Annotated in this window: 34 protein-coding genes and 1 pseudogene; 31 read left to right on the top strand and 4 right to left on the bottom strand. The window is 62.4% G+C overall.

What is annotated here, in order from left to right:
- From tuf to Q8R61_RS13310, 31 genes and pseudogenes are all read left to right on the top strand, one after another.
- Positions 1-141: pseudogene (tuf, locus tag Q8R61_RS13160) on the top strand (elongation factor Tu); the annotation flags it as partial.
- Positions 142-150: 9 nt separating this feature from the next.
- Positions 151-459: a 30S ribosomal protein S10 gene (rpsJ, locus tag Q8R61_RS13165; protein WP_305537998.1), complete on the top strand. Its 309-nt coding sequence runs from the start codon at positions 151-153 to the stop codon at positions 457-459.
- Between the two features lie 126 nt (positions 460-585).
- On the top strand, positions 586-1,230 hold the full coding sequence (gene rplC, locus Q8R61_RS13170; RefSeq protein WP_305538000.1) for a 50S ribosomal protein L3: 645 nt from the start codon (positions 586-588) through the stop codon (positions 1,228-1,230).
- Positions 1,230-1,847 (top strand): 50S ribosomal protein L4, encoded by a 618-nt coding sequence (gene rplD, locus Q8R61_RS13175; protein WP_305538002.1) that lies wholly within the window; start codon positions 1,230-1,232, stop codon positions 1,845-1,847. The genes rplC and rplD overlap by 1 nt, the downstream gene beginning before the upstream one ends.
- A complete protein-coding gene (rplW, locus tag Q8R61_RS13180) occupies positions 1,847-2,152 on the top strand; it encodes a 50S ribosomal protein L23 (protein ID WP_305538004.1) in 306 nt (101 codons plus the stop codon). Before rplD ends, rplW begins: the two co-directional genes overlap by 1 nt.
- An 11-nt stretch (positions 2,153-2,163) precedes the next feature.
- Entirely contained in the window at positions 2,164-2,991 is an 828-nt protein-coding gene (rplB, locus tag Q8R61_RS13185; RefSeq protein ID WP_305538006.1) for a 50S ribosomal protein L2, read from the top strand.
- 15 nt (positions 2,992-3,006) lie between these two features.
- On the top strand, positions 3,007-3,282 hold the full coding sequence (gene rpsS, locus Q8R61_RS13190) for a 30S ribosomal protein S19 (RefSeq protein WP_305538009.1): 276 nt from the start codon (positions 3,007-3,009) through the stop codon (positions 3,280-3,282).
- A 10-nt stretch (positions 3,283-3,292) separates the two neighbouring features.
- Positions 3,293-3,622, top strand: a complete 330-nt coding sequence (rplV, locus tag Q8R61_RS13195; RefSeq protein WP_305538011.1) for a 50S ribosomal protein L22 — start codon at positions 3,293-3,295, stop codon at positions 3,620-3,622.
- 9 nt (positions 3,623-3,631) lie between these two features.
- The gene (gene rpsC, locus Q8R61_RS13200; protein ID WP_305538013.1) at positions 3,632-4,336 is read left to right on the top strand and encodes a 30S ribosomal protein S3; all 705 of its coding nucleotides are present in this window, start codon (positions 3,632-3,634) and stop codon (positions 4,334-4,336) included.
- Positions 4,320-4,736 (top strand): 50S ribosomal protein L16, encoded by a 417-nt coding sequence (gene rplP, locus Q8R61_RS13205; RefSeq protein ID WP_305538015.1) that lies wholly within the window; start codon positions 4,320-4,322, stop codon positions 4,734-4,736. The genes rpsC and rplP overlap by 17 nt, the downstream gene beginning before the upstream one ends.
- 3 nt (positions 4,737-4,739) lie before the next feature.
- Positions 4,740-4,934: a 50S ribosomal protein L29 gene (gene rpmC, locus Q8R61_RS13210; protein WP_305538017.1), complete on the top strand. Its 195-nt coding sequence runs from the start codon at positions 4,740-4,742 to the stop codon at positions 4,932-4,934.
- Positions 4,931-5,194: a 30S ribosomal protein S17 gene (gene rpsQ, locus Q8R61_RS13215; protein ID WP_305538019.1), complete on the top strand. Its 264-nt coding sequence runs from the start codon at positions 4,931-4,933 to the stop codon at positions 5,192-5,194. The genes rpmC and rpsQ overlap by 4 nt, the downstream gene beginning before the upstream one ends.
- Positions 5,195-5,407: 213 nt before the next feature.
- A complete protein-coding gene (gene rplN, locus Q8R61_RS13220) occupies positions 5,408-5,776 on the top strand; it encodes a 50S ribosomal protein L14 (RefSeq protein WP_305538021.1) in 369 nt (122 codons plus the stop codon).
- A 9-nt stretch (positions 5,777-5,785) separates the two neighbouring features.
- Positions 5,786-6,109 carry a 50S ribosomal protein L24 gene (gene rplX, locus Q8R61_RS13225; protein ID WP_305538023.1) on the top strand — a complete coding sequence of 108 codons (324 nt, stop codon included), beginning with the start codon at positions 5,786-5,788 and terminating at the stop codon, positions 6,107-6,109.
- Positions 6,110-6,111: 2 nt separating this feature from the next.
- Entirely contained in the window at positions 6,112-6,651 is a 540-nt protein-coding gene (gene rplE / locus Q8R61_RS13230) for a 50S ribosomal protein L5 (RefSeq protein WP_305538025.1), read from the top strand.
- 7 nt (positions 6,652-6,658) lie between these two features.
- On the top strand, positions 6,659-6,964 hold the full coding sequence (rpsN, locus tag Q8R61_RS13235) for a 30S ribosomal protein S14 (protein WP_305538027.1): 306 nt from the start codon (positions 6,659-6,661) through the stop codon (positions 6,962-6,964).
- A gap of 12 nt (positions 6,965-6,976) precedes the next feature.
- Positions 6,977-7,372, top strand: coding sequence for a 30S ribosomal protein S8 (gene rpsH / locus Q8R61_RS13240; protein WP_018507847.1), 396 nt, complete (start codon positions 6,977-6,979; stop codon positions 7,370-7,372).
- Positions 7,373-7,384: 12 nt separating this feature from the next.
- A complete protein-coding gene (gene rplF / locus Q8R61_RS13245) occupies positions 7,385-7,915 on the top strand; it encodes a 50S ribosomal protein L6 (protein ID WP_305538035.1) in 531 nt (176 codons plus the stop codon).
- A 16-nt stretch (positions 7,916-7,931) separates the two neighbouring features.
- Positions 7,932-8,285, top strand: coding sequence for a 50S ribosomal protein L18 (gene rplR / locus Q8R61_RS13250; protein WP_305538037.1), 354 nt, complete (start codon positions 7,932-7,934; stop codon positions 8,283-8,285).
- 15 nt (positions 8,286-8,300) lie between these two features.
- Positions 8,301-8,816 (top strand): 30S ribosomal protein S5, encoded by a 516-nt coding sequence (gene rpsE, locus Q8R61_RS13255; protein WP_305538039.1) that lies wholly within the window; start codon positions 8,301-8,303, stop codon positions 8,814-8,816.
- Positions 8,817-8,822: 6 nt separating this feature from the next.
- Entirely contained in the window at positions 8,823-9,008 is a 186-nt protein-coding gene (rpmD, locus tag Q8R61_RS13260; protein ID WP_305538041.1) for a 50S ribosomal protein L30, read from the top strand.
- 1 nt (position 9,009) lies between these two features.
- Positions 9,010-9,444 (top strand): 50S ribosomal protein L15, encoded by a 435-nt coding sequence (gene rplO, locus Q8R61_RS13265; protein WP_305538043.1) that lies wholly within the window; start codon positions 9,010-9,012, stop codon positions 9,442-9,444.
- 25 nt (positions 9,445-9,469) lie between these two features.
- Positions 9,470-10,777, top strand: coding sequence for a preprotein translocase subunit SecY (gene secY, locus Q8R61_RS13270; RefSeq protein ID WP_305538045.1), 1,308 nt, complete (start codon positions 9,470-9,472; stop codon positions 10,775-10,777).
- A 15-nt stretch (positions 10,778-10,792) separates the two neighbouring features.
- Positions 10,793-11,011: a translation initiation factor IF-1 gene (gene infA, locus Q8R61_RS13275; RefSeq protein ID WP_305538047.1), complete on the top strand. Its 219-nt coding sequence runs from the start codon at positions 10,793-10,795 to the stop codon at positions 11,009-11,011.
- Between the two features lie 44 nt (positions 11,012-11,055).
- Positions 11,056-11,169, top strand: a complete 114-nt coding sequence (gene rpmJ / locus Q8R61_RS13280) for a 50S ribosomal protein L36 (protein WP_026240735.1) — start codon at positions 11,056-11,058, stop codon at positions 11,167-11,169.
- A gap of 88 nt (positions 11,170-11,257) precedes the next feature.
- Positions 11,258-11,614, top strand: coding sequence for a 30S ribosomal protein S13 (gene rpsM, locus Q8R61_RS13285; RefSeq protein WP_305538049.1), 357 nt, complete (start codon positions 11,258-11,260; stop codon positions 11,612-11,614).
- A gap of 12 nt (positions 11,615-11,626) precedes the next feature.
- Positions 11,627-12,019 carry a 30S ribosomal protein S11 gene (gene rpsK / locus Q8R61_RS13290; RefSeq protein ID WP_305538051.1) on the top strand — a complete coding sequence of 131 codons (393 nt, stop codon included), beginning with the start codon at positions 11,627-11,629 and terminating at the stop codon, positions 12,017-12,019.
- A 15-nt stretch (positions 12,020-12,034) separates the two neighbouring features.
- Positions 12,035-12,664: a 30S ribosomal protein S4 gene (gene rpsD, locus Q8R61_RS13295; RefSeq protein ID WP_305538053.1), complete on the top strand. Its 630-nt coding sequence runs from the start codon at positions 12,035-12,037 to the stop codon at positions 12,662-12,664.
- Between the two features lie 58 nt (positions 12,665-12,722).
- Entirely contained in the window at positions 12,723-13,703 is a 981-nt protein-coding gene (rpoA, locus tag Q8R61_RS13300) for a DNA-directed RNA polymerase subunit alpha (RefSeq protein ID WP_305538055.1), read from the top strand.
- Positions 13,704-13,798: 95 nt separating this feature from the next.
- Positions 13,799-14,188: a 50S ribosomal protein L17 gene (gene rplQ, locus Q8R61_RS13305; RefSeq protein WP_305538057.1), complete on the top strand. Its 390-nt coding sequence runs from the start codon at positions 13,799-13,801 to the stop codon at positions 14,186-14,188.
- A 124-nt stretch (positions 14,189-14,312) separates the two neighbouring features.
- Positions 14,313-15,041 carry an S-adenosyl-l-methionine hydroxide adenosyltransferase family protein gene (locus Q8R61_RS13310; protein WP_305538059.1) on the top strand — a complete coding sequence of 243 codons (729 nt, stop codon included), beginning with the start codon at positions 14,313-14,315 and terminating at the stop codon, positions 15,039-15,041.
- On the opposite strand, the gene Q8R61_RS13315 is transcribed toward Q8R61_RS13310, so the two are convergent.
- The 4 genes from Q8R61_RS13315 to Q8R61_RS13330 form a co-directional block, all read right to left on the bottom strand.
- Complete coding sequence (locus Q8R61_RS13315) at positions 15,038-16,306, bottom strand: glycerate kinase (RefSeq protein WP_305538061.1); 1,269 nt, start codon at positions 16,304-16,306, stop codon at positions 15,038-15,040. The two genes, Q8R61_RS13310 and Q8R61_RS13315, sit on opposite strands and share 4 nt — an antisense overlap.
- A gap of 15 nt (positions 16,307-16,321) precedes the next feature.
- A complete protein-coding gene (locus Q8R61_RS13320) occupies positions 16,322-19,501 on the bottom strand; it encodes an efflux RND transporter permease subunit (protein WP_305538063.1) in 3,180 nt (1,059 codons plus the stop codon).
- Between the two features lie 4 nt (positions 19,502-19,505).
- Positions 19,506-20,501 (bottom strand): efflux RND transporter periplasmic adaptor subunit, encoded by a 996-nt coding sequence (locus tag Q8R61_RS13325; RefSeq protein WP_305538065.1) that lies wholly within the window; start codon positions 20,499-20,501, stop codon positions 19,506-19,508.
- A 115-nt stretch (positions 20,502-20,616) separates the two neighbouring features.
- Entirely contained in the window at positions 20,617-20,916 is a 300-nt protein-coding gene (locus tag Q8R61_RS13330) for a hypothetical protein (protein WP_305538067.1), read from the bottom strand.
- Positions 20,917-20,998: the final 82 nt, after the last annotated feature.

Raw genomic sequence — 20,998 nt, forward strand, 5'->3', positions numbered from 1 at the left:
GAGATGGTGATGCCTGGCGACAACGTCAGCATCAAGGTGTCGCTGATCCAGCCGATCGCGATGGACGAAGGCCTGCGTTTTGCCATCCGCGAAGGCGGCCGCACCGTCGGTGCCGGCGTCGTGGCGAAGATCGAAGAGTAATTTCAAACCATGACAAACCAGAAAATTCGCATCCGCCTGAAGGCGTTTGACTACAAACTGATCGACCAGTCGGCGCTCGAAATCGTGGAAACGGCCAAGCGCACCGGCGCCGTGGTCAAGGGCCCGGTTCCGCTGCCGACCTCGATCGAGCGTTTTGACGTGCTGCGTTCGCCGCACGTCAACAAGACCTCGCGTGACCAGTTCGAGATCCGCACCCATCGCCGTTTGATGGACATCATGGACCCGACCGAAAAAACGGTCGACGCCCTGATGAAGCTGGATCTGCCGGCTGGCGTGGACGTCGAAATCAAGTTGTAAAAAGTGGGCGGCATGGTTATAATGCTGCCCCTTCAGCTGTATCAAATAGTCGCCGGTCAATTGTAATCGGCACCTACAAACCTTGTCGGCAGCTTCGGCGGCCGGCTTGTGATAGGAAATACAAAGATGAGTATCGGGCTCGTTGGCCGCAAGGTCGGCATGACCCGCATTTTCACCGAGAGCGGCGCGTCCGTTCCGGTGACTGTGCTGGAAATGTCCAACAATCGTGTGACGCAAGTGCGCACGCCAGAAAATGACGGTTATTCCGCTGTGCAGCTTGCCTATGGCAGCCGCCGCAATAGCCGTGTCAGCAAACCGGAAGCCGGTCATTTCGCCAAGGCGGGTGTGGACGCGGGCGAACTGCTGCGCGAGTTCCGCGTGTCAGCGGAAGATGCTGCGCAATACCAGCCGGGTGCGACGGTTTCGGTCGAGCTGTTCCAGGCGGGCCAGAAAGTGGACGTCACCGGTGTGACGCAGGGCAAGGGCTTTGCGGGCACCATCAAGCGTCACAACTTCAAATCTCAGCGTGCCACCCACGGCAACTCGCGCTCGCACAATGTGCCGGGCTCGATCGGCATGGCGCAGGATCCGGGCCGCGTGTTTCCGGGCAAGCGCATGTCCGGTCATATGGGCGCGGTGACCTGCACCAAGCAGAATCTTGAGGTGGTGCGTGTGGATGCAGAGCGCGGCCTGGTCTTGTTGAAGGGTGCCGTTCCCGGCTCCAAGGGTGGCCACGTGGTGGTGCGCCCGGCAGTGAAAGGCGGTGCCTAATGGATTTGAATGTCATTAATGACCAGGGTCAGCAGGTGGCCAGCGTGTCCGCCTCCGATGAAACCTTTGGTCGCGATTACAACGAGGCGCTGGTGCACCAGGTGGTGACCGCGTTCCAGGCGAATGCGCGCAGCGGCAACCGTGCGCAGCAGACGCGTGCGGAAGTGACTGCATCCACCCACAAGCCGTGGCGTCAAAAGGGTACTGGCCGTGCGCGTTCCGGTCGTACCTCGAGCCCGATCTGGCGTGGGGGTGGCGTTACGTTCCCGAACAAGCCGAACGAGAATTTCAGCCACAAGGTCAACCGCAAGATGTATCGCGCCGGTTTGGCAACGATCCTGTCGCAGCTGGCACGCGAGGGCAAGCTGAAAGTGGTGGAAAGCCTGGGCATCGATTCGCCCAAGACCAAGCTGCTCGCGGGCAAGCTGAAGTCGATGGGCTACGGCAAGGTCATGATTATTGCAGACACCGTGGATGACAACCTGTGGTTGTCGTCGCGCAACTTGCCGAATGTCTATGTGGTCGAGCCGCATCAGGCGGATCCGTGGAGTCTGGTCAAGTTCGGTAACGTGCTGATCACCAAGGCGGCGGTCAAGCAGTTTGAGGAGATGGTGTGATGGGTGCGATCAGTCAAGAGCGTCTGCTCAAAGTCATTCTCGCGCCGGTGATCTCCGAAAAGAGCACCCGCGTGGCCGACCAGCTGAACCAGGTTGTATTTCGTGTGTTGCCCGACGCGACCAAGCAGGAAATCGGCGCTGCTGTCGCCAATCTGTTCAAGGTCGAGGTTGCGGGCGTGCAGGTGCTGAACGTCAAGGGCAAGGTCAAACGCTCCGGTCGTGTCACGGGTCGTCGTGACAACTGGAAGAAAGCGTATGTCACCCTGAAGCCGGGTCAGGACATCGACTTCACGTCCGGACAGTAAGGGAGAAAACCATGGCACTGATTAAAGTCAAACCTACTTCTGCCGGCCGCCGTGCGGTCGTCAAGGTCGTTACCCCCGGCCTGCACAAAGGCAAGCCGGTTGCGGCGCTGCTCGAGCCCAAGAAGCGTGGTTCGGGTCGTAACAACAACGGCCACATCACCGTGCGTCACAAGGGTGGTGGTCACAAGCAGCATTACCGCGTGGTCGATTTCCGTCGCAACAAGGACGGTGTGCCGGCCAAGGTCGAGCGGATTGAATACGATCCCAACCGCACAGCGCATCTGGCCCTGTTGTGCTACGCCGACGGCGAACGTCGCTACATCATCGCGCCGCGTGGCGTGGCGGTGGGCGCGCAGCTGGTGAGCGGCGCCGAAGCGCCGATCAAGGCGGGCAACTGCCTGCCGCTGCGCAGCATCCCGGTCGGCAGCACGGTGCATTGCGTCGAAATGATGCCGGGCAAGGGTGCGCAGATCGCGCGCTCGGCCGGCACCTCGGTGCAACTGCTGGCGCGCGAAGGCAGCTACGCCCAGTTGCGTCTGCGTTCGGGTGAGATCCGCAAGGTGCACGTCGACTGCCGCGCCACGCTGGGCGAAGCCGGCAACGAAGAGCACAGCCTGCGTTCGATCGGCAAGGCCGGCGCCAATCGCTGGCGCGGTATCCGCCCGACGGTGCGGGGTGTCGTGATGAACCCGTGTGACCACCCGCACGGCGGCGGTGAAGGCCGTACTGCTGCGGGCCGTCATCCGGTCAGCCCGTGGGGTACGCCGACCAAGGGTTATCGCACCCGCAGCAACAAGCGCACCTCCAACATGATCGTCCGCCGCCGCAACGCGCGCTGATTGAGGTAGATAGAAATGGCACGTTCAATTAAAAAAGGCCCCTTCGTTGACGGGCACCTGCTGAAAAAGATTGAAGCCGTCCGCGGCTCCAATGACAAGCGCCCGGTCAAGACCTGGTCGCGTCGTTCCACCGTGTTGCCCGACTTCATCGGTCTGACGATTGCGGTGCACAACGGTCGTCAGCATGTGCCGGTTTTCGTGACCGAGAACATGGTCGGTCACAAGCTGGGTGAGTTTTCCCTGACGCGAACCTTCAAGGGTCACGTTGCGGACAAGAAGGCGAAGAAATAAGGAGCGCATGATGGAAGTTTCTGCAATTTTGCGTGGTACCCGCCTGTCTGCACAGAAAGGCCGTCTGGTCGCCGACCAGATCCGCGGCCTGCGCGTTGAGAAGGCGCTGAACATCCTGGCTTTCAGCCCGAAAAAAGGCGCCGGCATCATCAAGAAAGTGCTCGAGTCGGCAATTGCCAACGCTGAGCACAATGAAGGCGCCGACATCGACACCCTGAAGGTCAAGACGATTCTGGTCGACCAGGGCACGGTGCTGAAGCGCTTCACTGCCCGTGCCAAAGGCCGCGGCAACCGTATTAGCAAGCCGACCTGTCACATCAGTGTGACGGTTGGGGATTAAGGAAGCGGCATGGGACAAAAAATACATCCGATTGGGTTCCGTCTTGGTGTTCAGCGCATCTGGACCGCCAAGTGGTACGGCTCGAATCGCAACTTCGCCACCACCTTGTTGGAGGACATCAAGGTTCGCGACTATCTGAAGAAGAAGCTTGCGCACGCGTCCATCTCCAAGGTGCTGATCGAGCGCCCGGCCAAGAACGCGCGCATCACGATTTTCAGCGGTCGCCCCGGTGTGGTCATCGGCAAGAAAGGCGAAGACATCGAAGTGCTGCGCGGCGAACTTGCGCGCCTGATGTCGGTGCCCGTGCACGTCAACATCGAGGAAGTGCGCAAGCCGGAAACCGATGCGCAGATCATCGCTGACGGCATCGCGCAGCAGCTGGAGAAGCGGGTGATGTTCCGTCGCGCCATGAAGCGTGCGATGCAGAACGCCATGCGCCTGGGTGCGCAGGGCATCAAGATCATGAGCGCGGGCCGTCTGAACGGCGCCGAGATCGCCCGGACAGAGTGGTACCGCGAAGGCCGCGTGCCGCTGCATACGCTGCGTGCTGAAATCGACTACGGCTTTGCCGAAGCGAAGACCACCTACGGCATCATCGGCATCAAGGTCTGGGTGTACAAGGGCGATGCGCTGACCCGTGGCGAGCAGCCTGCGGCGGCTGAAGCGGACAAGCGCGGCAAGAAATCAGGAGTGAAACATGCTGCAGCCAGCTAGAAGAAAATTCCGCAAGGAACAGAAAGGCCGTAACACCGGCCTGGCGACTCGCGGTGCCGATGTGAGCTTTGGCGACTTCGGCCTGAAGGCCGTCGGCCGCGGCCGTCTGACCGCGCGTCAGATTGAGGCTGCGCGTCGTGCGATGACCCGCCATATCAAACGGGGCGGCCGCATCTGGATCCGCATTTTCCCGGACAAGCCGATTTCGCGTAAGCCTGCCGAAGTGCGGATGGGTAACGGCAAAGGTGCGCCGGAATACTACGTGGCTGAAATCCAGCCGGGCAAGGTGTTGTACGAGATGGACGGCGTGAACGAGACGCTGGCGCGCGAGGCGTTCCGCCTGGCCGCTGCCAAGCTGCCGATCGCCACCACCTTCGTGACCCGCATGATCGGGAGCTGAGTGATGAATACGAAAGAAATGCGCGGCAAGAATGCCGATGAACTGAAGCAGGAGCTCGAATCCCTGCTGCGTGCCCACTTTGCATTGCGTATGCAGGTGGCCACTCAGCAGTCGAGCAAGACTGCCGACCTGGGCAAGCTGCGTCGCGATATTGCACGGGTCAAGACCATTATGCGTGAGAAGGCGGGTCAAGCATGACTGAAACCAAGAAGATGGTGCGCACCCTGACCGGGCGCGTGGTGAGCGACAAGATGGACAAGACGGTGACCGTTCTGGTCGAGCGTCGCGTCAAGCATCCGGTGATCGGCAAGGTGATCCGCCTGTCGAAGAAGTATCACGCTCACGACGAAAACAACGAGTTTCACGAAGGTGATACGGTGCAGATCGAGGAGTCGCGCAAGCTGTCGCGTACCAAGGCCTGGACGGTAAGCAAGCTGCTTGAGCGCGCTCGCGTATAAAGCTTGCATGAAGTTAATAGGCTCGGTATAATGCCGGGTTTTCCGGTTGGTTGGCCGGTATGTGTTCCGGTTCGCTGACTCAGTGTTTTCCGCACCACGTTTGATTGAGCTTAGGGTTTGATTGAGCTTGGTTGCGGAATATCTCCCGAACGGGTTCCAAAACTGGCCGCCGCTGTTGATTGAAGTGGGTGGATTAAGTTGGAGGCAATTTAAATGATTCAGATGCAGTCCGTATTGGACGTTGCAGACAATACCGGTGCACGATCGGTGATGTGCATCAAGGTGCTGGGTGGTAGCCATCGTCGCTACGCCAGCGTGGGCGACATCATCAAGGTCACCATCAGGGATGCTGCGCCGCGTGGTCGCGTCAAAAAAGGCGACATCTACAATGCTGTGGTGGTTCGCACCGCCAAGGGCGTTCGCCGTCCTGATGGCTCGCTCGTGCGCTTTGATGGCAACGCCGCCGTGCTGCTGAACAACAAATTAGAACCGATCGGCACCCGTATTTTCGGGCCGGTTACCCGTGAGTTGCGTACCGAGAAGTTCATGAAGATCGTCTCGCTTGCGCCTGAGGTTCTGTGAGAGGGAATCATGGCACGTATTCGTAAAAACGATCAGGTCATCGTCCTGACCGGCAAGGACAAGGGCAAACGCGGCACCGTGCTGCGCGTGCTGGAAGGCGACCATCTGGTGGTCGAGGGCGTGAATCGCGTCAAGAAACACCAGAAGCCGAACCCCATGCGCAACATCCAGGGCGGCATCGTCGAAAAGGAAATGCCGATTCAGGCTTCGAACATTGCGCTGTACAACATCGCAACGCAGAAGGCGGATCGCGTGGGTTACAAGGTGCTGGAGGACGGCCGCAAGGTGCGGGTATACAAGTCCAATGGCGAAATGGTTGACGCACAGGGGTAATCATGGCGCGTTTGCAAGAATTTTATCGTGAGACGGTGGTGCCCAAGCTGGTAGAACAGTTTGGCTACAGGTCCGTCATGGAAGTGCCGCGCATCAAGAAAATCACCCTGAACATGGGTGTGGGTGAAGCGGTTGCCGACAAGAAGGTGATGGAGCACGCGGTGGGCGACATGCAGAAGATTGCAGGTCAGAAGCCGGTGGTGACCAAGTCCAAGAAGTCGATCGCGGGTTTCAAGATTCGCGAAAACTACCCGGTGGGCTGCATGGTCACCCTGCGCCGCGGGCAGATGTACGAGTTCCTGGATCGTCTGGTGACGGTCGCGATGCCGCGTATCCGTGACTTCCGGGGCATTTCGGGCAAGTCTTTTGATGGCCGTGGCAACTACAACATGGGCGTCAAGGAACAGATCATTTTCCCCGAGATCGAATACGACAAGATTGACGCGCTGCGTGGGATGAACATCACCATCACCACCACCGCCAAGACTGATGATGAAGCGCGAGCCCTGCTTGCCGCCTTCAGTTTCCCGTTCAAGAATTGAGGTAGGCATGGCCAAATTATCCTTGATTAACCGTGAAGAAAAGCGCGCGCGCATGGTGAAGAAATATGCCGCCAAGCGTGCCGAAATCAAAGCCGCGATCGCCAATGTTCAGACCAGCGAAGAAGATCGCATGGCGGCATACAAGGCGTTGCAGGCACTGCCGCGCAATGCCAGCCCGGTGCGCCAGCGCAATCGCTGCCAGCTGACCGGTCGTCCGCGTGGTGTTTTCAGCAAGTTCGGCCTGGCGCGTGGCAAGTTGCGCGAATATGCGATGCGCGGTGAGATTCCGGGCATTGTCAAGGCTAGCTGGTAAGGGGCAAACTAAATGAGTATGAGTGATCCCATCGCGGACATGCTGACCCGCATCCGCAATGCACAAGCGGTAGAAAAGGCGGCTGTCACCATGCCGTCTTCCAAGGTCAAAGTGGCCATTGCCAAAGTGCTGAAAGACGAAGGCTACATCGAGGATTTCGCCGTTCGCGGCGAGGCGGGCAAGCCCGAACTCGAATTGCAGCTGAAATATTACGCAGGTCGCCCGGTGATCGAGCGCATCGAGCGTGTGAGCAAGCCTGGCCTGCGCATCTACAAGGGCGCCGAAGATCTGCCGCGCGTGATGAATGGCCTGGGCGTTGCCATCGTGTCCACCTCCAGCGGCGTCATGACTGACCGCCATGCTCGCGCCAAGGGCGTGGGTGGCGAAGTCCTGTGCGTGGTTGCGTAAGGGAGATCAGATATGTCACGTGTAGCCAATAATCCCATTACCGTGCCGAAAGGCGTCGAAGTCACACTAGGTAGCGTGATCTCGGTCAAGGGCCCGCTCGGTGCGATGAACCAGGCCGCAGCGAACGATGTCACGGTCGCGTTGAAGGACGGCGTGCTGACGTTTGCGCCTGTCGGTGCAAGCATTCAGGCGAACGCCATGGCCGGCACCCTGCGTGCGCTGGTCAACAACATGGTGCAGGGCGTTACCAAGGGTTTCGAGAAGAAACTGCTGCTGGTCGGGGTCGGTTACCGCGCTCAGGCACAGGGTGATGCGCTCAACCTGACGCTGGGTTTCTCGCATCCGGTTGTGCACAAGATGCCTGCCGGCATCAAGGTCGAAACCCCGACGCAGACTGAAATCGTGATCAAGGGTATGGATCGACAGGTTGTTGGGCAGGTGGCCGCCGACGTGCGCGCATACCGTCCGCCGGAGCCCTACAAGGGCAAGGGCGTGCGCTATAGCGACGAAGTGGTCATCAAGAAAGAGACCAAGAAGAAGTAAGGCTTAAGGACAGAAAATGAACACCAAGCAATCACGGATTCGCAGAGCGCGCAAAACCCGCGCCAAAATCGCGGCCGTCAAGGCGATCCGCCTTGCCATTCTCCGTACCAACAGTCATATCTATGCGCAGATTATCTCTGCGGATGGCGGCACGGTGATGACCAGCGCGTCTTCCAACGACAAGGATCTGCGCGCGAGCCTGACCAACGGCGGAAACGTTGCTGCAGCTGCGGCAGTGGGCAAGCGCCTGGCTGAAAAGGCCAAAGGACTGGGTATTGAAAAAGTGGCCTTCGATCGTGCCGGCTTCAAGTTCCACGGGCGTGTGAAAGCCCTGGCAGAAGCGGCCCGCGAAGGCGGTTTGGTATTTTAACGAGGCAGAATCAAGATGGCCCGTACAGCACCTACTAGTAACGAAGAGCGCGGCGACGGCTTGCGCGAGAAGATGATTTCGATCAACCGTGTCACCAAGGTGGTGAAGGGTGGTCGGATCATGGGCTTTGCCGCACTGACCGTGGTTGGCGACGGCGACGGCGGCATCGGCATGGGCAAGGGCAAGTCCCGCGAAGTGCCGGTGGCCGTGCAGAAGGCGATGGAAGAAGCGCGCCGCAAGCTGGTCAAGATCAACCTGAAGAGCGGCACCTTCCACCACACGGTGATCGGGCAGCATGGCGCGTCGCGCGTGCTGATCCAGCCGGCGTCGGAAGGCACCGGGATTATTGCCGGCGGCGCGATGCGTGCCGTGTTCGAGGTGATGGGCGTGCAGAACGTGCTGGCCAAATGCCTCGGCTCGACCAATCCCTACAACGTGGTGCGTGCCACCATCGACGGCCTGATGAAAATGTCGACGCCGTCCGAGATTGCGGCCAAGCGCGGCAAGTCTGTCGAAGACATCACGGGGTAATCAGCCATGAGCGAACAGAAGAAAATCAAGGTGACGCAGGTCAAAAGCCTGATCGGAACCAAGCAGGCGCACCGTGCATGCGTGCGCGGCCTCGGTCTGCGCCGGATGCACCACACGGTCGAAGTGCTGGATACGCCGGAAAACCGCGGCATGATTACCAAGGTCGCCTATCTGGTGAAGTGTGAGGCTTAAGATGGAACTGAATACGATTAAACCGGCTGACGGCGCCAAGAAAGACAAGCGTCGCGTGGGACGTGGCATTGGTTCGGGCCTTGGCAAAACTGCCGGGCGCGGTCACAAGGGCCAGAAATCCCGCGCGGGCGGCTACCACAAGGTCGGCTTCGAGGGCGGCCAGATGCCGATGCATCGTCGCCTGCCGAAGCGTGGCTTTGTTTCGCTGACCAAGGCGGATACCGCACGCGTGCGTCTCTACGAACTGGCAACGGTGGGTGTCGACGAAATCGATCTGCTGGTGCTGAAGCAAGCCGGCCTGGTTGGCGCTTCGATCAAGATGGCGCGGATTTATCTGGCGGGTGAAATCAGCCGTCCGATCAAGCTGCGCGGCATCGCCGTGACCAAGGGTGCGCGCGCCGCGATCGAAGCGGCCGGCGGCTCCATCGCCGAATAAGTCAGCGAGGACTCACGCTTTGGCCATGCCCAAAACCGGCTTGAACAAATTTGGCGACCTCAAGCGTCGCCTGCTGTTCCTGCTTGGCGCCCTGATCGTCTATCGCATCGGCACCTTTATTCCGGTGCCGGGTATCGATCCGATGGTGCTCGACCAGTTGTTCAAGTCGCAGCAGGGCGGCATCCTGGGCATGTTCAACATGTTCTCGGGCGGCGCCTTGTCGCGCTTCAGCCTGTTTGCGCTCGGGATCATGCCGTACATCTCGGCGTCGATCATCGTGCAGCTGATGACGACCGTGTCGCCGCATCTGGAGGCGCTGAAGAAGGAAGGCGAGTCCGGCCGTCGCAAGATTACGCAGTACACGCGTTACGGCACCCTGTTCCTGGCGATTTTCCAGGCGCTGGGCATTTCCATCGCGCTGGAATCGCAGGCGGGTCTGGTGCTGGATCCCGGCATGGGTTTCCGCCTGATTACGGTGGTGACGCTGACGTCCGGCACGATGTTCCTGATGTGGCTGGGTGAGCAGATTACCGAGCGCGGTCTGGGCAATGGCATTTCGATCATTATTTTCGCCGGCATTGTGGCGGGGCTGCCTTCCGCGATCGGTGGCACGCTGGAATTGACGCGTACTGGCGCATTCTCGATCCCGCTGGTGCTGGTGCTGTTCATCGGCGTGCTGCTGGTCACCGCGCTGGTGGTGTTTGTCGAACGCGGCCAGCGCAAGATTCTGGTGAATTACGCCAAGCGCCAAGTTGGCAAGATGGTGGTCGGCGGGCAGAGCTCGCACCTGCCGCTGAAGCTGAACATGGCAGGCGTGATTCCGCCGATTTTCGCCTCGAGCATCATCCTGTTCCCGGCGACGCTGGCGGGCTGGTTCGGCAGCGGCGAAAACATGGGCTGGTTGCGGGATATCTCGGCGACGTTGGCGCCCGGTCAGCCGGTGTATGTGCTGATGTATGCGATTGCGATCATATTTTTCTGCTTTTTCTACACGGCCCTGGTGTTCAATCCCAAGGAAACGGCAGACAACCTGAAGAAGAGCGGTGCATTCGTTCCGGGCATCCGTCCGGGTGACCAGACCGCACGTTACATCGACAAGATCCTGACCCGGCTGACGCTGGTGGGCGCAATCTACATCACGCTGGTGTGTCTGCTGCCCGAGTTCCTGATCCTGAAGTGGAACGTGCCGTTCTACTTTGGCGGAACATCGCTGTTGATTATTGTGGTGGTGACGATGGATTTCATGGCGCAGGTTCAGGCTTACGTCATGTCGCATCAGTATGAAGGTTTGCTCAAGAAGGCCAACTTCAGGAACGGGCTGGTGGGACGCTGATGGCAGGGGAAGCAGATGTCTAAGGAAGATGTCATCCAGATGCAGGGTGAGGTCCTAGAAAACCTGCCGAATGCCACGTTCCGGGTCAAACTGGAAAATGGCCATGTATTGCTGGGATATATATCGGGCAAGATGCGCATGCACTACATCCGCATCCTGCCTGGCGACAAGGTTACGGTTGAGCTGACCCCCTACGATCTGTCCAAGGGACGCATCGTTTTCAGGGCCAAGTGATTGTTGTCCGGCAGCGTGCTGCCGGCGAGTGAATGGAGAAAACCATGAGAGTGCAGGCTTCAGTCAAGAAAATGTGCCGCAAGTGCAAAGTGGTTCGCCGCAAGGGCGTTGTTCGCGTGATCTGCGATGATCCGCGCCACAAGCAGCGCCAGGGCTGACCTTCGGGTTGGTCTGAATTGAATTCGAGTCGACCCAAAGCAGGGTTGACGTGTTATAATTTTTTGTTTTCCGTTCGGAGCATTGCGAATGGCTCGTATTGCAGGGGTTAATATCCCGAATCATCAACACGCGGTAATCGCGTTGACCGCCATCTTTGGCATCGGCAGGACCACGTCCGGCAAGATTTGCGACGCCGCGGGCATTGCCCAGTCGTCGAAAATCAAGGACCTGACCGAGACCGAAGTTGAGCGTCTGCGCGAAGGCGTGGCCCAGTTCACGGTCGAAGGCGATCTGCGTCGTGAAGTCACCATGAACATCAAGCGCCTGATGGACCTTGGCTGCTACCGCGGCTTCCGTCATCGCAAGGGTCTGCCGGCACGTGGCCAGCGTACGCGTACCAATGCGCGTACCCGCAAAGGCCCGCGCAAGGCCATCAGGAAATAACAAAGGTTAATCATGGCAACGAAAACAGCAACGCGCGCCCGTAAAAAGGTCAAGAAAAATGTCGCCGAAGGTATCGCGCACATTCACGCCTCGTTCAACAACACCATCGTGACCATCACCGACCGCCAGGGCAATGCCCTGTCGTGGGCGACGGCTGGCGGCGCCGGCTTCAAGGGCTCGCGCAAGTCGACCCCGTTCGCGGCGCAGGTCGCGGCGGAAAATGCCGGCAAGATGGCGCAGGAATATGGCGTCAAGAACCTGGAAGTGCGGATCAAGGGCCCCGGCCCCGGTCGCGACTCCACTGTGCGTGCGCTGAATGCGCTGGGCTTCAAGATCGTCGCGATCTCGGATGTCACCCCGATCCCGCACAACGGTTGCCGTCCCTCCAAAAAGCGTCGTATCTAATCTCCAGGGAAAATCATGGCTCGTAATCTTGATCCCAAATGCCGTCAGTGCCGCCGCGAAGGCGAGAAGCTTTTCCTCAAAGGCGAGAAGTGTTTCACTGACAAATGCGCCATCGAGCGCCGTCCCTATGCGCCTGGCCAGCACGGCCAGAAAAGCGGCGCCCGCCTGTCCGGCTACGGCGTTCAGCTGCGTGAAAAGCAGAAGATCCGTCGCATCTACGGCGTGCTCGAAGGTCAGTTCCGTCTGACCTACAAGCGTGCGGACAGCCGCAAGGGCGTGACCGGCGAAAACCTGTTGTCGATGCTGGAATCGCGTCTGGATTCGGTGTGCTACCGCATGGGCTTCGGCGCATCGCGTACCGAGGCGCGCCAGATCGTGCGTCACAACGGCATCAGCGTGAACGGTCGCCGGGTCAACATCCCGTCGTACCAGGTGCGTGCCGGTGATGTGGTCGAAGTGGCCGACAAGGCAAAAGCGCAACTGCGCGTCAAGGCGGCTGCCGAGGCGACTGCTGCGCGCGGCTACCCCGAGTGGGTGGAAGTCGATGCCAAGGCGCTCAAGGGCACCTACAAGGCTGCTCCGCAACGCTCGGAACTGCCGTCGACCATCAACGAATCGCTGGTCGTCGAACTGTACTCCAAATAAGCTGGCCCGGTCCTGACGGACCCGGTCTCAAGGGCTGCTTCTCAAGGAAACGTACTCTATGCAAAGCGCTACGGAATTTCTCAAACCGCGTATTGTGGAGGTCGATCGTGCCTCCCCGCTGCACGCCAAGGTCATCATGGAACCGTTCGAGCGTGGCTACGGCCATACGCTCGGCAATGCGCTGCGCCGCATCCTGCTGTCCTCGATGGTGGGCTATGCGCCGACCGAGGTGGCCATCAGCGGCGTCGTTCACGAGTATTCGACCATCGAAGGCGTGCAGGAGGATGTCGTCGACATTCTGCTGAACCTCAAGGGCATCGCCTTCAAGATGCACGGCAAGTCCGAGGCCATTCTTAAAGTGTCCAAGTCCGGCGAAGGCGTCGTCACCGCGGGCGACATCGAAGTCGGCCACGACATCGAAGTGCTGAACCCCGACCACGTGATTGCCCACCTGACCAAGGGCGGCAAGCTCGACATGGAAATCAAGGTCGAAGCCGGTCGAGGCTACCAGCCGGCCACCGCGCGCAAGGTTTCGGAAGAAACCCGCGCCGTCGGTTCGATTCTGGTCGATGCCTCATTCAGCCCGGTGCGCCGCGTCGCCTACTCGGTCGAGAGCGCGCGTGTCGAACAGCGTACCGACCTCGACCGTCTGGTGATCGACATTGAGACCAATGGTGTCGTCGAGCCGGAAGAAGCCGTGCGCACCGCCGCCCGCATCTTGGTGAACCAGCTGTCCGTGTTCGCCGATCTGGAAGGTACCCCGGCCGAGTCCGAGTCGCCGCGTTCGCCGCAGGTGGATCCGCTGCTGCTGCGTCCGGTCGACGACCTCGAGCTGACCGTGCGTTCGGCCAACTGCCTGAAGGCCGAGAACATCTATTTCATCGGCGACCTGATCCAGCGTTCGGAAACCGAACTGCTGCGTACCCCGAACCTGGGCCGCAAGTCGCTGAACGAAATTAAGGACGTGCTGGCTTCCAAGAGTCTGTCCTTGGGCATGAAGCTCGAAAACTGGCCGCCCGCCGGTCTCGAGCGTCCCTGAATCCATAGCAACACCCCGTAACCGAATCAAATAATAAAGTGCGGGTCGCCGTGGCAGGCGACTTAGCCCAAGAATACTGAACGAAAGGAATCGCCATGCGTCATCGTCAATCCAACCGCAAGCTCAACCGCACCACCAGCCACCGTCTGGCCATGTTCCGCAACATGACCAACTCGCTGCTGAAGCATGAAGTCATCAAGACCACGCTGCCGAAGGCCAAGGAACTGCGCCGTTTCGTCGAGCCGCTGATCACCCTGGGCAAGGAGCCGAGCCTGGCTAACCACCGCCTGGCGTTCGACCGTCTGCGCGACCGCGACATCGTCGTCAAGCTGTTCGGCGAACTGGGCCCGCGCTACAAGACCCGTCCCGGTGGTTACCTGCGCATCCTCAAGTACGGTTTCCGCAAGGGCGACAACGCGCCGATGGCGCTGGTCGAACTGGTTGACCGTCCGGAGACCGATGCTGAACCGGTCGAGGCCGAGTAAGCCGACTCCGATCCAATAAAAAAAGCCGGGCTTGCCCGGCTTTTTTCATGTCCGCGCCAGCCGCAGCTTGTCTGCGCGCGCCGCGCTCAGGCATAGTGCTGCTTCCCGTCATCAGGAAAAGCCCGTGATCGTTCTCTTCACTGACTTCGGCGTGCGTGATCCCTATGTGGGACAGGTCAAGGCGCGCCTGGCCGAACATGCGCCTGCCCAGCAGGTGGTAGACCTGCTGCACGAGGTGCCGGACTTCAACCCGCATGCAGGCGCGCATTTGCTGGCGGCGTTTGCCTCCAGCTTCCCGCTCGGCAGCGTGTTTCTTGCGGTGGTCGACCCCGGCGTCGGCACGCCGCGCGACGCCGTGGTGATGCTGGCGGATGGACGCTGGTTTGTCGGCCCGGACAACGGGCTGTTGTCGATCGTCGGCGCGCGCCATGCCGACACCCGGCGCTGGCGCATCACCTGGCAGCCCGAGCGCATGTCGGCCACGTTTCACGGACGCGACCTGTTTGCGCTGATTGCCGCCGACATCGCGCGCGGTGAATTCCCCACCGACAAGCTGAGCCCGATCGACGCGCTGAATGTCGAATTCGACGCCGGTGATCTGCCACGGGTGATCTACATTGACCACTTTGGCAATGCCTGGACCGGCGTGCGAGGTGTGCAACCGGGCGCACGCGTCAGTGCCGCCGGCCAGCTATTCAAACACAGCGAGAGTTTCGGCTTTGTCGGCAAGGGCGAGGGCTTCTGGTTCGTCAACAGCGTCGGGCTGCTGGAACTGGCGGTCAACCGCGGCAGTGCTGCGACCACGTTCGGCCTGAAAGTGGGCGACCCGGTCCAGGTGCAGCGTCTGAACTAGGGGCTTGCCTCATCGAGCCCAATCAGCAGCGCACGGTAATCGTTGACGTTAGTGCGGGTGGGGCCGCTGACGACGAGGTCGCCCAGGGCCGAGAAAAATCCATGACTGTCGTGCGTGGCCAGACAGGTAGCTGCGTCGAGTTGCTGCGCCTGCGCGCGCGCCAGCGTATCCGGACCGATCACCGCGCCTGCGTTGTCTTCGCTGCCGTCGATGCCGTCGGTGTCGCAGGCGATCGCCCAGGCGGGGGTGTCCGCCCATTCGAGCGCCAGGGCCAGCAGAAATTCCGTGTTGCGCCCGCCGCGTCCATGCTGCGGCTGCAGGGTGACGGTGGTCTCGCCGCCGGAAACCAGCGCGATCGGACGCGATGTCGTCGCACGCGCCAGCGCAGCATGCGCCCTGGCCGCCGTCTGCGCATCGCTGCTGATACTGTCCGACACCACCATGGCCGGGATGCCGTGCTGTTCAAAGCAGGCGCAGGCAGCCTGCAGGCTGGCCTCGGCGCTGGCGATGATGCGGTTTTCCGTCCGCGCGAAGCAGGGGTCGCCGGGCTTGGGCGTGTCGGCCTCCGCTGTCGTCTGCTCTAAATGACGGCGCACGCCGGCGGGCAGCGCAATGCCGAAGCGCTGCAGCCGCTCCAGCGCATCGGCGCAGGTGGTGGGGTCGGGCGCACAGGGGCCGGACGCGATATGGGACGGGTCGTCGCCGACGACATCGGAAATGATCAGTGCGAGCACGCGCGCGCCGTTGGCCGCGCGCGCCAGCCGTCCGCCGGACAGTCGGGTGAGGTGCTTGCGCACGGTGTTGATGTCGTGGATGGTCGCGCCGGCGCTGAGCAGCGCCTTGGTCACCTGCCGCAATTCCTTCAGCGACACGCCCTCGACCGGGGCGGCGAGCAGGCTGGAGCCGCCGCCCGAAACCAGCGCCAGCAGCAGGTCATCCGGCCCCAACTGACCCGCCCTCTCCAGCATGCGCAGCGCAGCCGCCTCGCCGCGCCCGTCGGGCAGCGGATGGCTGGCTTCGACGACCTCGATGCGGCGTGTCGGCAGGCCGTGCTGATAGCGAGTGACCACCAGCCCGGACAAGGGTGCGTCGGCCGGCCAGTGCGCTTCCACGGCCGCGGCCATACTGGCCGCAGCCTTGCCGCCGCCGACCACCAGGGTGCGGCCGCGCGGCGGCGCGGGCAAGTGGGGCGGCAGGATGTGGGCGGGGTCCGCGGCGGCTACCGCAACGCGGAAGGATTCCAGCAGCAGCTCGCGTGGGTTCATCGGGCGCAACCTCGATCAGGCGGCAGCCGGGCGGCGCAGCCTGCGCGCGAGGCCGCTGCGCAGCCCCGGGCCGACCTGCATCGCCAGCCGGAACAGGATGGGCATGGTGAACAGCGTGAGCGTGGTGGCGACCAGCAGGCCCCATACCAGACTCGCTGCCATCGGCCCCCAGATCAACGATTTGCCGCCGAGTCCGACCGCCAGCGAGAACAGGCCGCCGATGGTCGTGGTGGTGGTGATGATGATGGGGACAACGCGGCGCCGCGCAGCATACAGCGTGGCGTGCAGCAGGCCCATGCCATCGCGCAGGCGGCTGTTGGCGGCGTCGATCAGCACGATGGCTGAGTTGACCGCGATGCCGGTGAGCGCAATGACGCCGTATAGTGTGTACAGCGACAGCGGATTCTGCGTGATGAACAAGCCGAACACCACGCCGGTGAAGGCCATCGGCACCGTCAGCAGGATCAGCAGCGGCTGCCAGTAGGAGCGAAACTGCGCGGCGAGGATCAGATAGATCAGGCCGATGCCGAGCAGGAACAGCATCTTCATCGCGTCCAGGCTTTCGTTGATGTCGTCGAGCTCGCCGGAAAAGTCGATGCGGGTGTTCGGGTAGCGCGCCTCGATCGCATCCCACTGCGCGGCGATCTGCGCGTTGGCGTCGACCGTGTCGATGCGGTCCTTGTCGAGGTCGGATTCGATGGTGATCGCGCGCTTGAGGTTGTAGTGCTTGATGCCCCCCGAGCCGATGCGAGTGTCGGCGTGCACCAGCGCCCCGAGCGTGGTGGTGCCGCCACCGGGCAGCGCCACCGGATCGGCCAGCAGTTGCTGGATATCGGCAAGGCCGCCGGCAGCGTCAGCCTCGGGGTGGGTGTTGTCTGGATGGGCGCCGTCGGGGTTGGCCGTGGCGCCGCGCACCCGCACCTCGATCTTGTCGCCGCTGTCGCGGATGTCGGTGACGATCTCGCCCTCGGTGTGCAGCCGCACCAGCCGCGCCACTGCGGCCGGATCGAGGTCGGCGCCCTTGAGCGCTTCGGCGTCAAGCTGCAACACCAACTGCAGGCGTCCCGGCAGGTCGTCGTCGGTGACGTCGCGGGTGCCCTCGATCCGGGCCACTGCCTGCTTCAGTACCTGCGCAGCTGCGCGCAGTTCGGCGACGTCGTCGCCCATCAGGCGCAGCTTGATCGGTTTCTGGGCGGGTGGTCCACCCGACAGCTGGGTGAAGGAAATCCGCCCGGGCCCGGGCAGGGCTTCCAGTTCGCGGCGCATCGCGTCGACCACTTCGCTGACCTCGCGCATGTCGCCGTCGCGCGGATTCAGCGATACGCTGACCTGGCCGTAGGCGTCGCCGTACAGCGGTTCGGTATCGGTCCATTTCACGCCGGCGTAGCTCGCCACGCCGCGTGCCTCGTCGTCCTGCAGGTGGCGGCGCACCACCGCCTCGGCCTTCGCCGTTTCGCGCAGGGTGACGTCGATCGCGCTGCCGCTCGGCATGTCGACGTTGACATAGAACAGACGGATCGGATCGAACGCGAAAAATTGCGTGCGCACCGCGCCGGTGGCTACCAGCGTCACCGCGCCCAGGAACAGCGCCGCCACCACCAGGCCGATGATCCAGGGATGGCGCATCAGCCGCACCAGCAGGCGGGTGTATTTCACCCGCAGCGTGTGGGTGGCCCGCTCGCGCCGCAGCTGCATGCGCGACGGCCGGGTGAAGTCGAGCTTGAGGCCGACCACGTGCGCCGGCATCATCCAGTAGGCCTCCAGCAGGCTCATCAGCAGCGCCAGCGTCACCACCAGCGGCACCAGCAGCATGAACTTGCCGACGATGCCGGGCATCAGCATCAGCGGCAGGAAGGCGGCGATGGTGGTGGCGACCGCAGCCAGCACCGGCAACCCGACTTCGCGGATCGCGCCGAGCGTGGCGGACAGCGCGTCGACGCCGCGCACGATGCGGTAGTAGATCGCCTCGCTGATCACCACCGTGTCGTCGACCAGCATGCCCAGCGCGATGACGATGCCGAGCAGCACCGGGATGCTGAGCGTGAAATCGAAGGCGTACAGAATGGCAAACGCCCCCGCCAGCGAGAACGGAATGCCCAGGCTGACCAGCAGCGCCAGCCGGCTGCCGAGGAAGAGCCAGCATAGCCCGAGCACAATGATCAGGCCGATCAGCGCATTGGTTTCCATCACGCCGATGGCACGCTTCGTCGGCACCGTCTGGTCGTCGAACAGCATCAGCGAATATCCACCTGCCTTCAGCGCCGGCTCGCGCTCGGCAATGTAGCGGTTGAGCCCGGCCACCAGGTTGAGCGTATTGACCTTGCTCTTCTTGGTGATGGATAGCATCACCGCCGGCTGCCCATGGGCGGACGCCAGGCTGGCGGCGCGCGCACGCGCGGTTTCCACCGTTGCCAGCGCAGACAGCGGAACCGGGGTTCCCAGGCTGGGCGACAGCACCGTCAGCCGGCCCAGATAGTCGGCGTCGGCCTGCTGGCCGATCACCCGCACCAGCCAGTCGTCGTCGCCCACCCGTGCGCGGCCGGCAAAGGTATCGCGAAACCAGGCGCGCACCGCGTCGGCGACCTGCGCGCCGGTCAGCCCGCGCGCCGCGGTTTCGTGCGGCGAAAACGTCACCCGCAGCTCGGGGTCGCCCTGGCCGGTGGCCATCACGCGGTCGACGCCGGGCAGGCGTTCGATGTCGTCCTGGATCTGCCGGGCGGTGCGGCGCAGGCGCTCGTCGGCGGCCGGACCGGTCAACAGCACCATCGCCGTCGGGAAGCCGTTCGACGTCGTGAGTTCCTGCACGTCGGGCTCCTTCGCGTCGCTTGGCAGGTCGCTGTTGTACTTGTTCTGCACCAGCCGCCGCAGGTCGGTCACGTGCTTGTCGAACTGACGCTCCGGCACCTCGCGAAAGCGCACCAGAATGGTCGATGAATTGTCGCGGCTGGTGCTGGAGACGAAGCGGATATCGGGCAGCGTGCGGATCGCCTCTTCCAGCGGCTCGGTGACTTTCTTCTCGATGTCCTCGGCCGATGCGCCGGGCAGCACCGTGTTCACCACCAGCCAGTTGAAATTGATTTCCGGGTCCTGCTCGCGTGGCATGCCGAGGTAGCCCAGCACGCCCAGTAACAGGATTACCGCGAATGAGACATTCGCCAACGGATGGTTGGTGATGAAGCGTGCGTAGGGACTCATGGGTTCAGCGTGGGGTGACGGTCATGCCGTCCTGCAGGACGAAGCGGCCGTCGGTGACCAGCGCGGTGTTGGCCGGCAGGCTCGTGGCCGACGCCGGGCGGCCTTCCTGCGCGCCGGGCAGTGGCACGAAGTGCGCGGTCGTGCCGCGGACGACAAACACGCCGAGCGCGTTCGCGCGTTTGACCAGATAGTCGGCCGGCACGAAGGGTCGCGGGTCGCGCCAGCGCAGCACGCCGCTGCTGCCGGGTGCAGGCGCGGCCTTGGCAAAGCCGAAGCGCGCCTCGCGGGTGCGGCTGGCGAGGTTCATCGCCGGCGACACGCGCAGCAGCGTCACCGCATATTCGCGGCCCTGGCTGACGAACACCGGTCTGGCCTGGGCCAGCAGGTCGGCATCGTCGGCCTGCAACTGCACCGACAGCTGCATCCGCGAGGTGTCCCACAGCTGCACGATCGGGGTGCCGGGGCTGGCGAGTTCGCCGACCTGGGCCAGCCGTGCCTCGACGATCGCGGGGAAGGGGCTGGTCAGCGTGCATTTGCCGACTTCGCGCTGGGCGGCCGCGCGCGCGGCCGTGTTGAGCCTGACTTCGGCGGCCACCACGGCGACCTCGGTTTTCTTCGTGTCGAGCGCATCGCCGGAAATGAAATTCTTGGCAGCCAGTTCCGTGCTGCGCTGCAGTTGCAACTGCGCCAGCTTGTGGCGCGCCTGCGAGGATTCCAGCGTGGCCTGCGCGCGCTGCGCGGCAATGCGCGTGTCGGCGCACTCGAGTTGCGCGACCACCGCGCCCTTCTTGATGCGCTGGCCGACTTCTACCGGGATGCTGCCGATGCGCGCGGCGAGCTCGGCCGACAGTTTGGCGAGGTTGAGCGACACGACCTGGGCCGATGCCTCGCGCTGCAGATGGAGGGCCAGCTCGGACAGTGGACGGCTCTTGACGGCGGGCGGCGGGGCGGCCAGCACGGGTGCGCACATCAAGGCGAGGAGGCAGAGAGCGAGGCGCATGGCGGCACGGGAAAGACGGATGTTCAAATTGTAGCGGCTGGCGGTGCGTGCCGCGTGCGCACAAACAAAAACGGCCAGGAAACCCTGGCCGTTCGAATTGCCGGTTGCGGCCGGATTACTGGGCGGCTTCCTTGGCGTCGTCAGCCACCGCCTGGGCAGCGTCGGCGGCACCCTGAGCGGCGTCGGCCGCGGCATCGGCAGCAGTATCGGCCGTGGACTCACCCGCTGCGGCAGCGGCTTCACCCGCGGCAACCGCGGCGTCGTCAGCCGAGCTTGCGGCATCGGCAGCGGAATCAGCTGCGTCGCTTGCGGCTTCCTGCGCTTCTTCCATGGCGGGGGCAGCAGCTTCTTCAGCCTTTTGACAGGCGGTCAGCGCAAGCGCGGCGAACAGTGCGACGAGTAGTTTGGATTGCATCGGAGTCTCCCTGGAGTGTGTAAAAGGAAAGCGGGTCTGGCCACCCGCTCGTTTATTAATAACCCCAAAAAGGCTGCAGAAC

Source organism: Thiobacillus sp. (genome assembly GCF_030696885.1).
In the GTDB taxonomy this organism is placed as follows: domain Bacteria; phylum Pseudomonadota; class Gammaproteobacteria; order Burkholderiales; family Thiobacillaceae; genus Thiobacillus.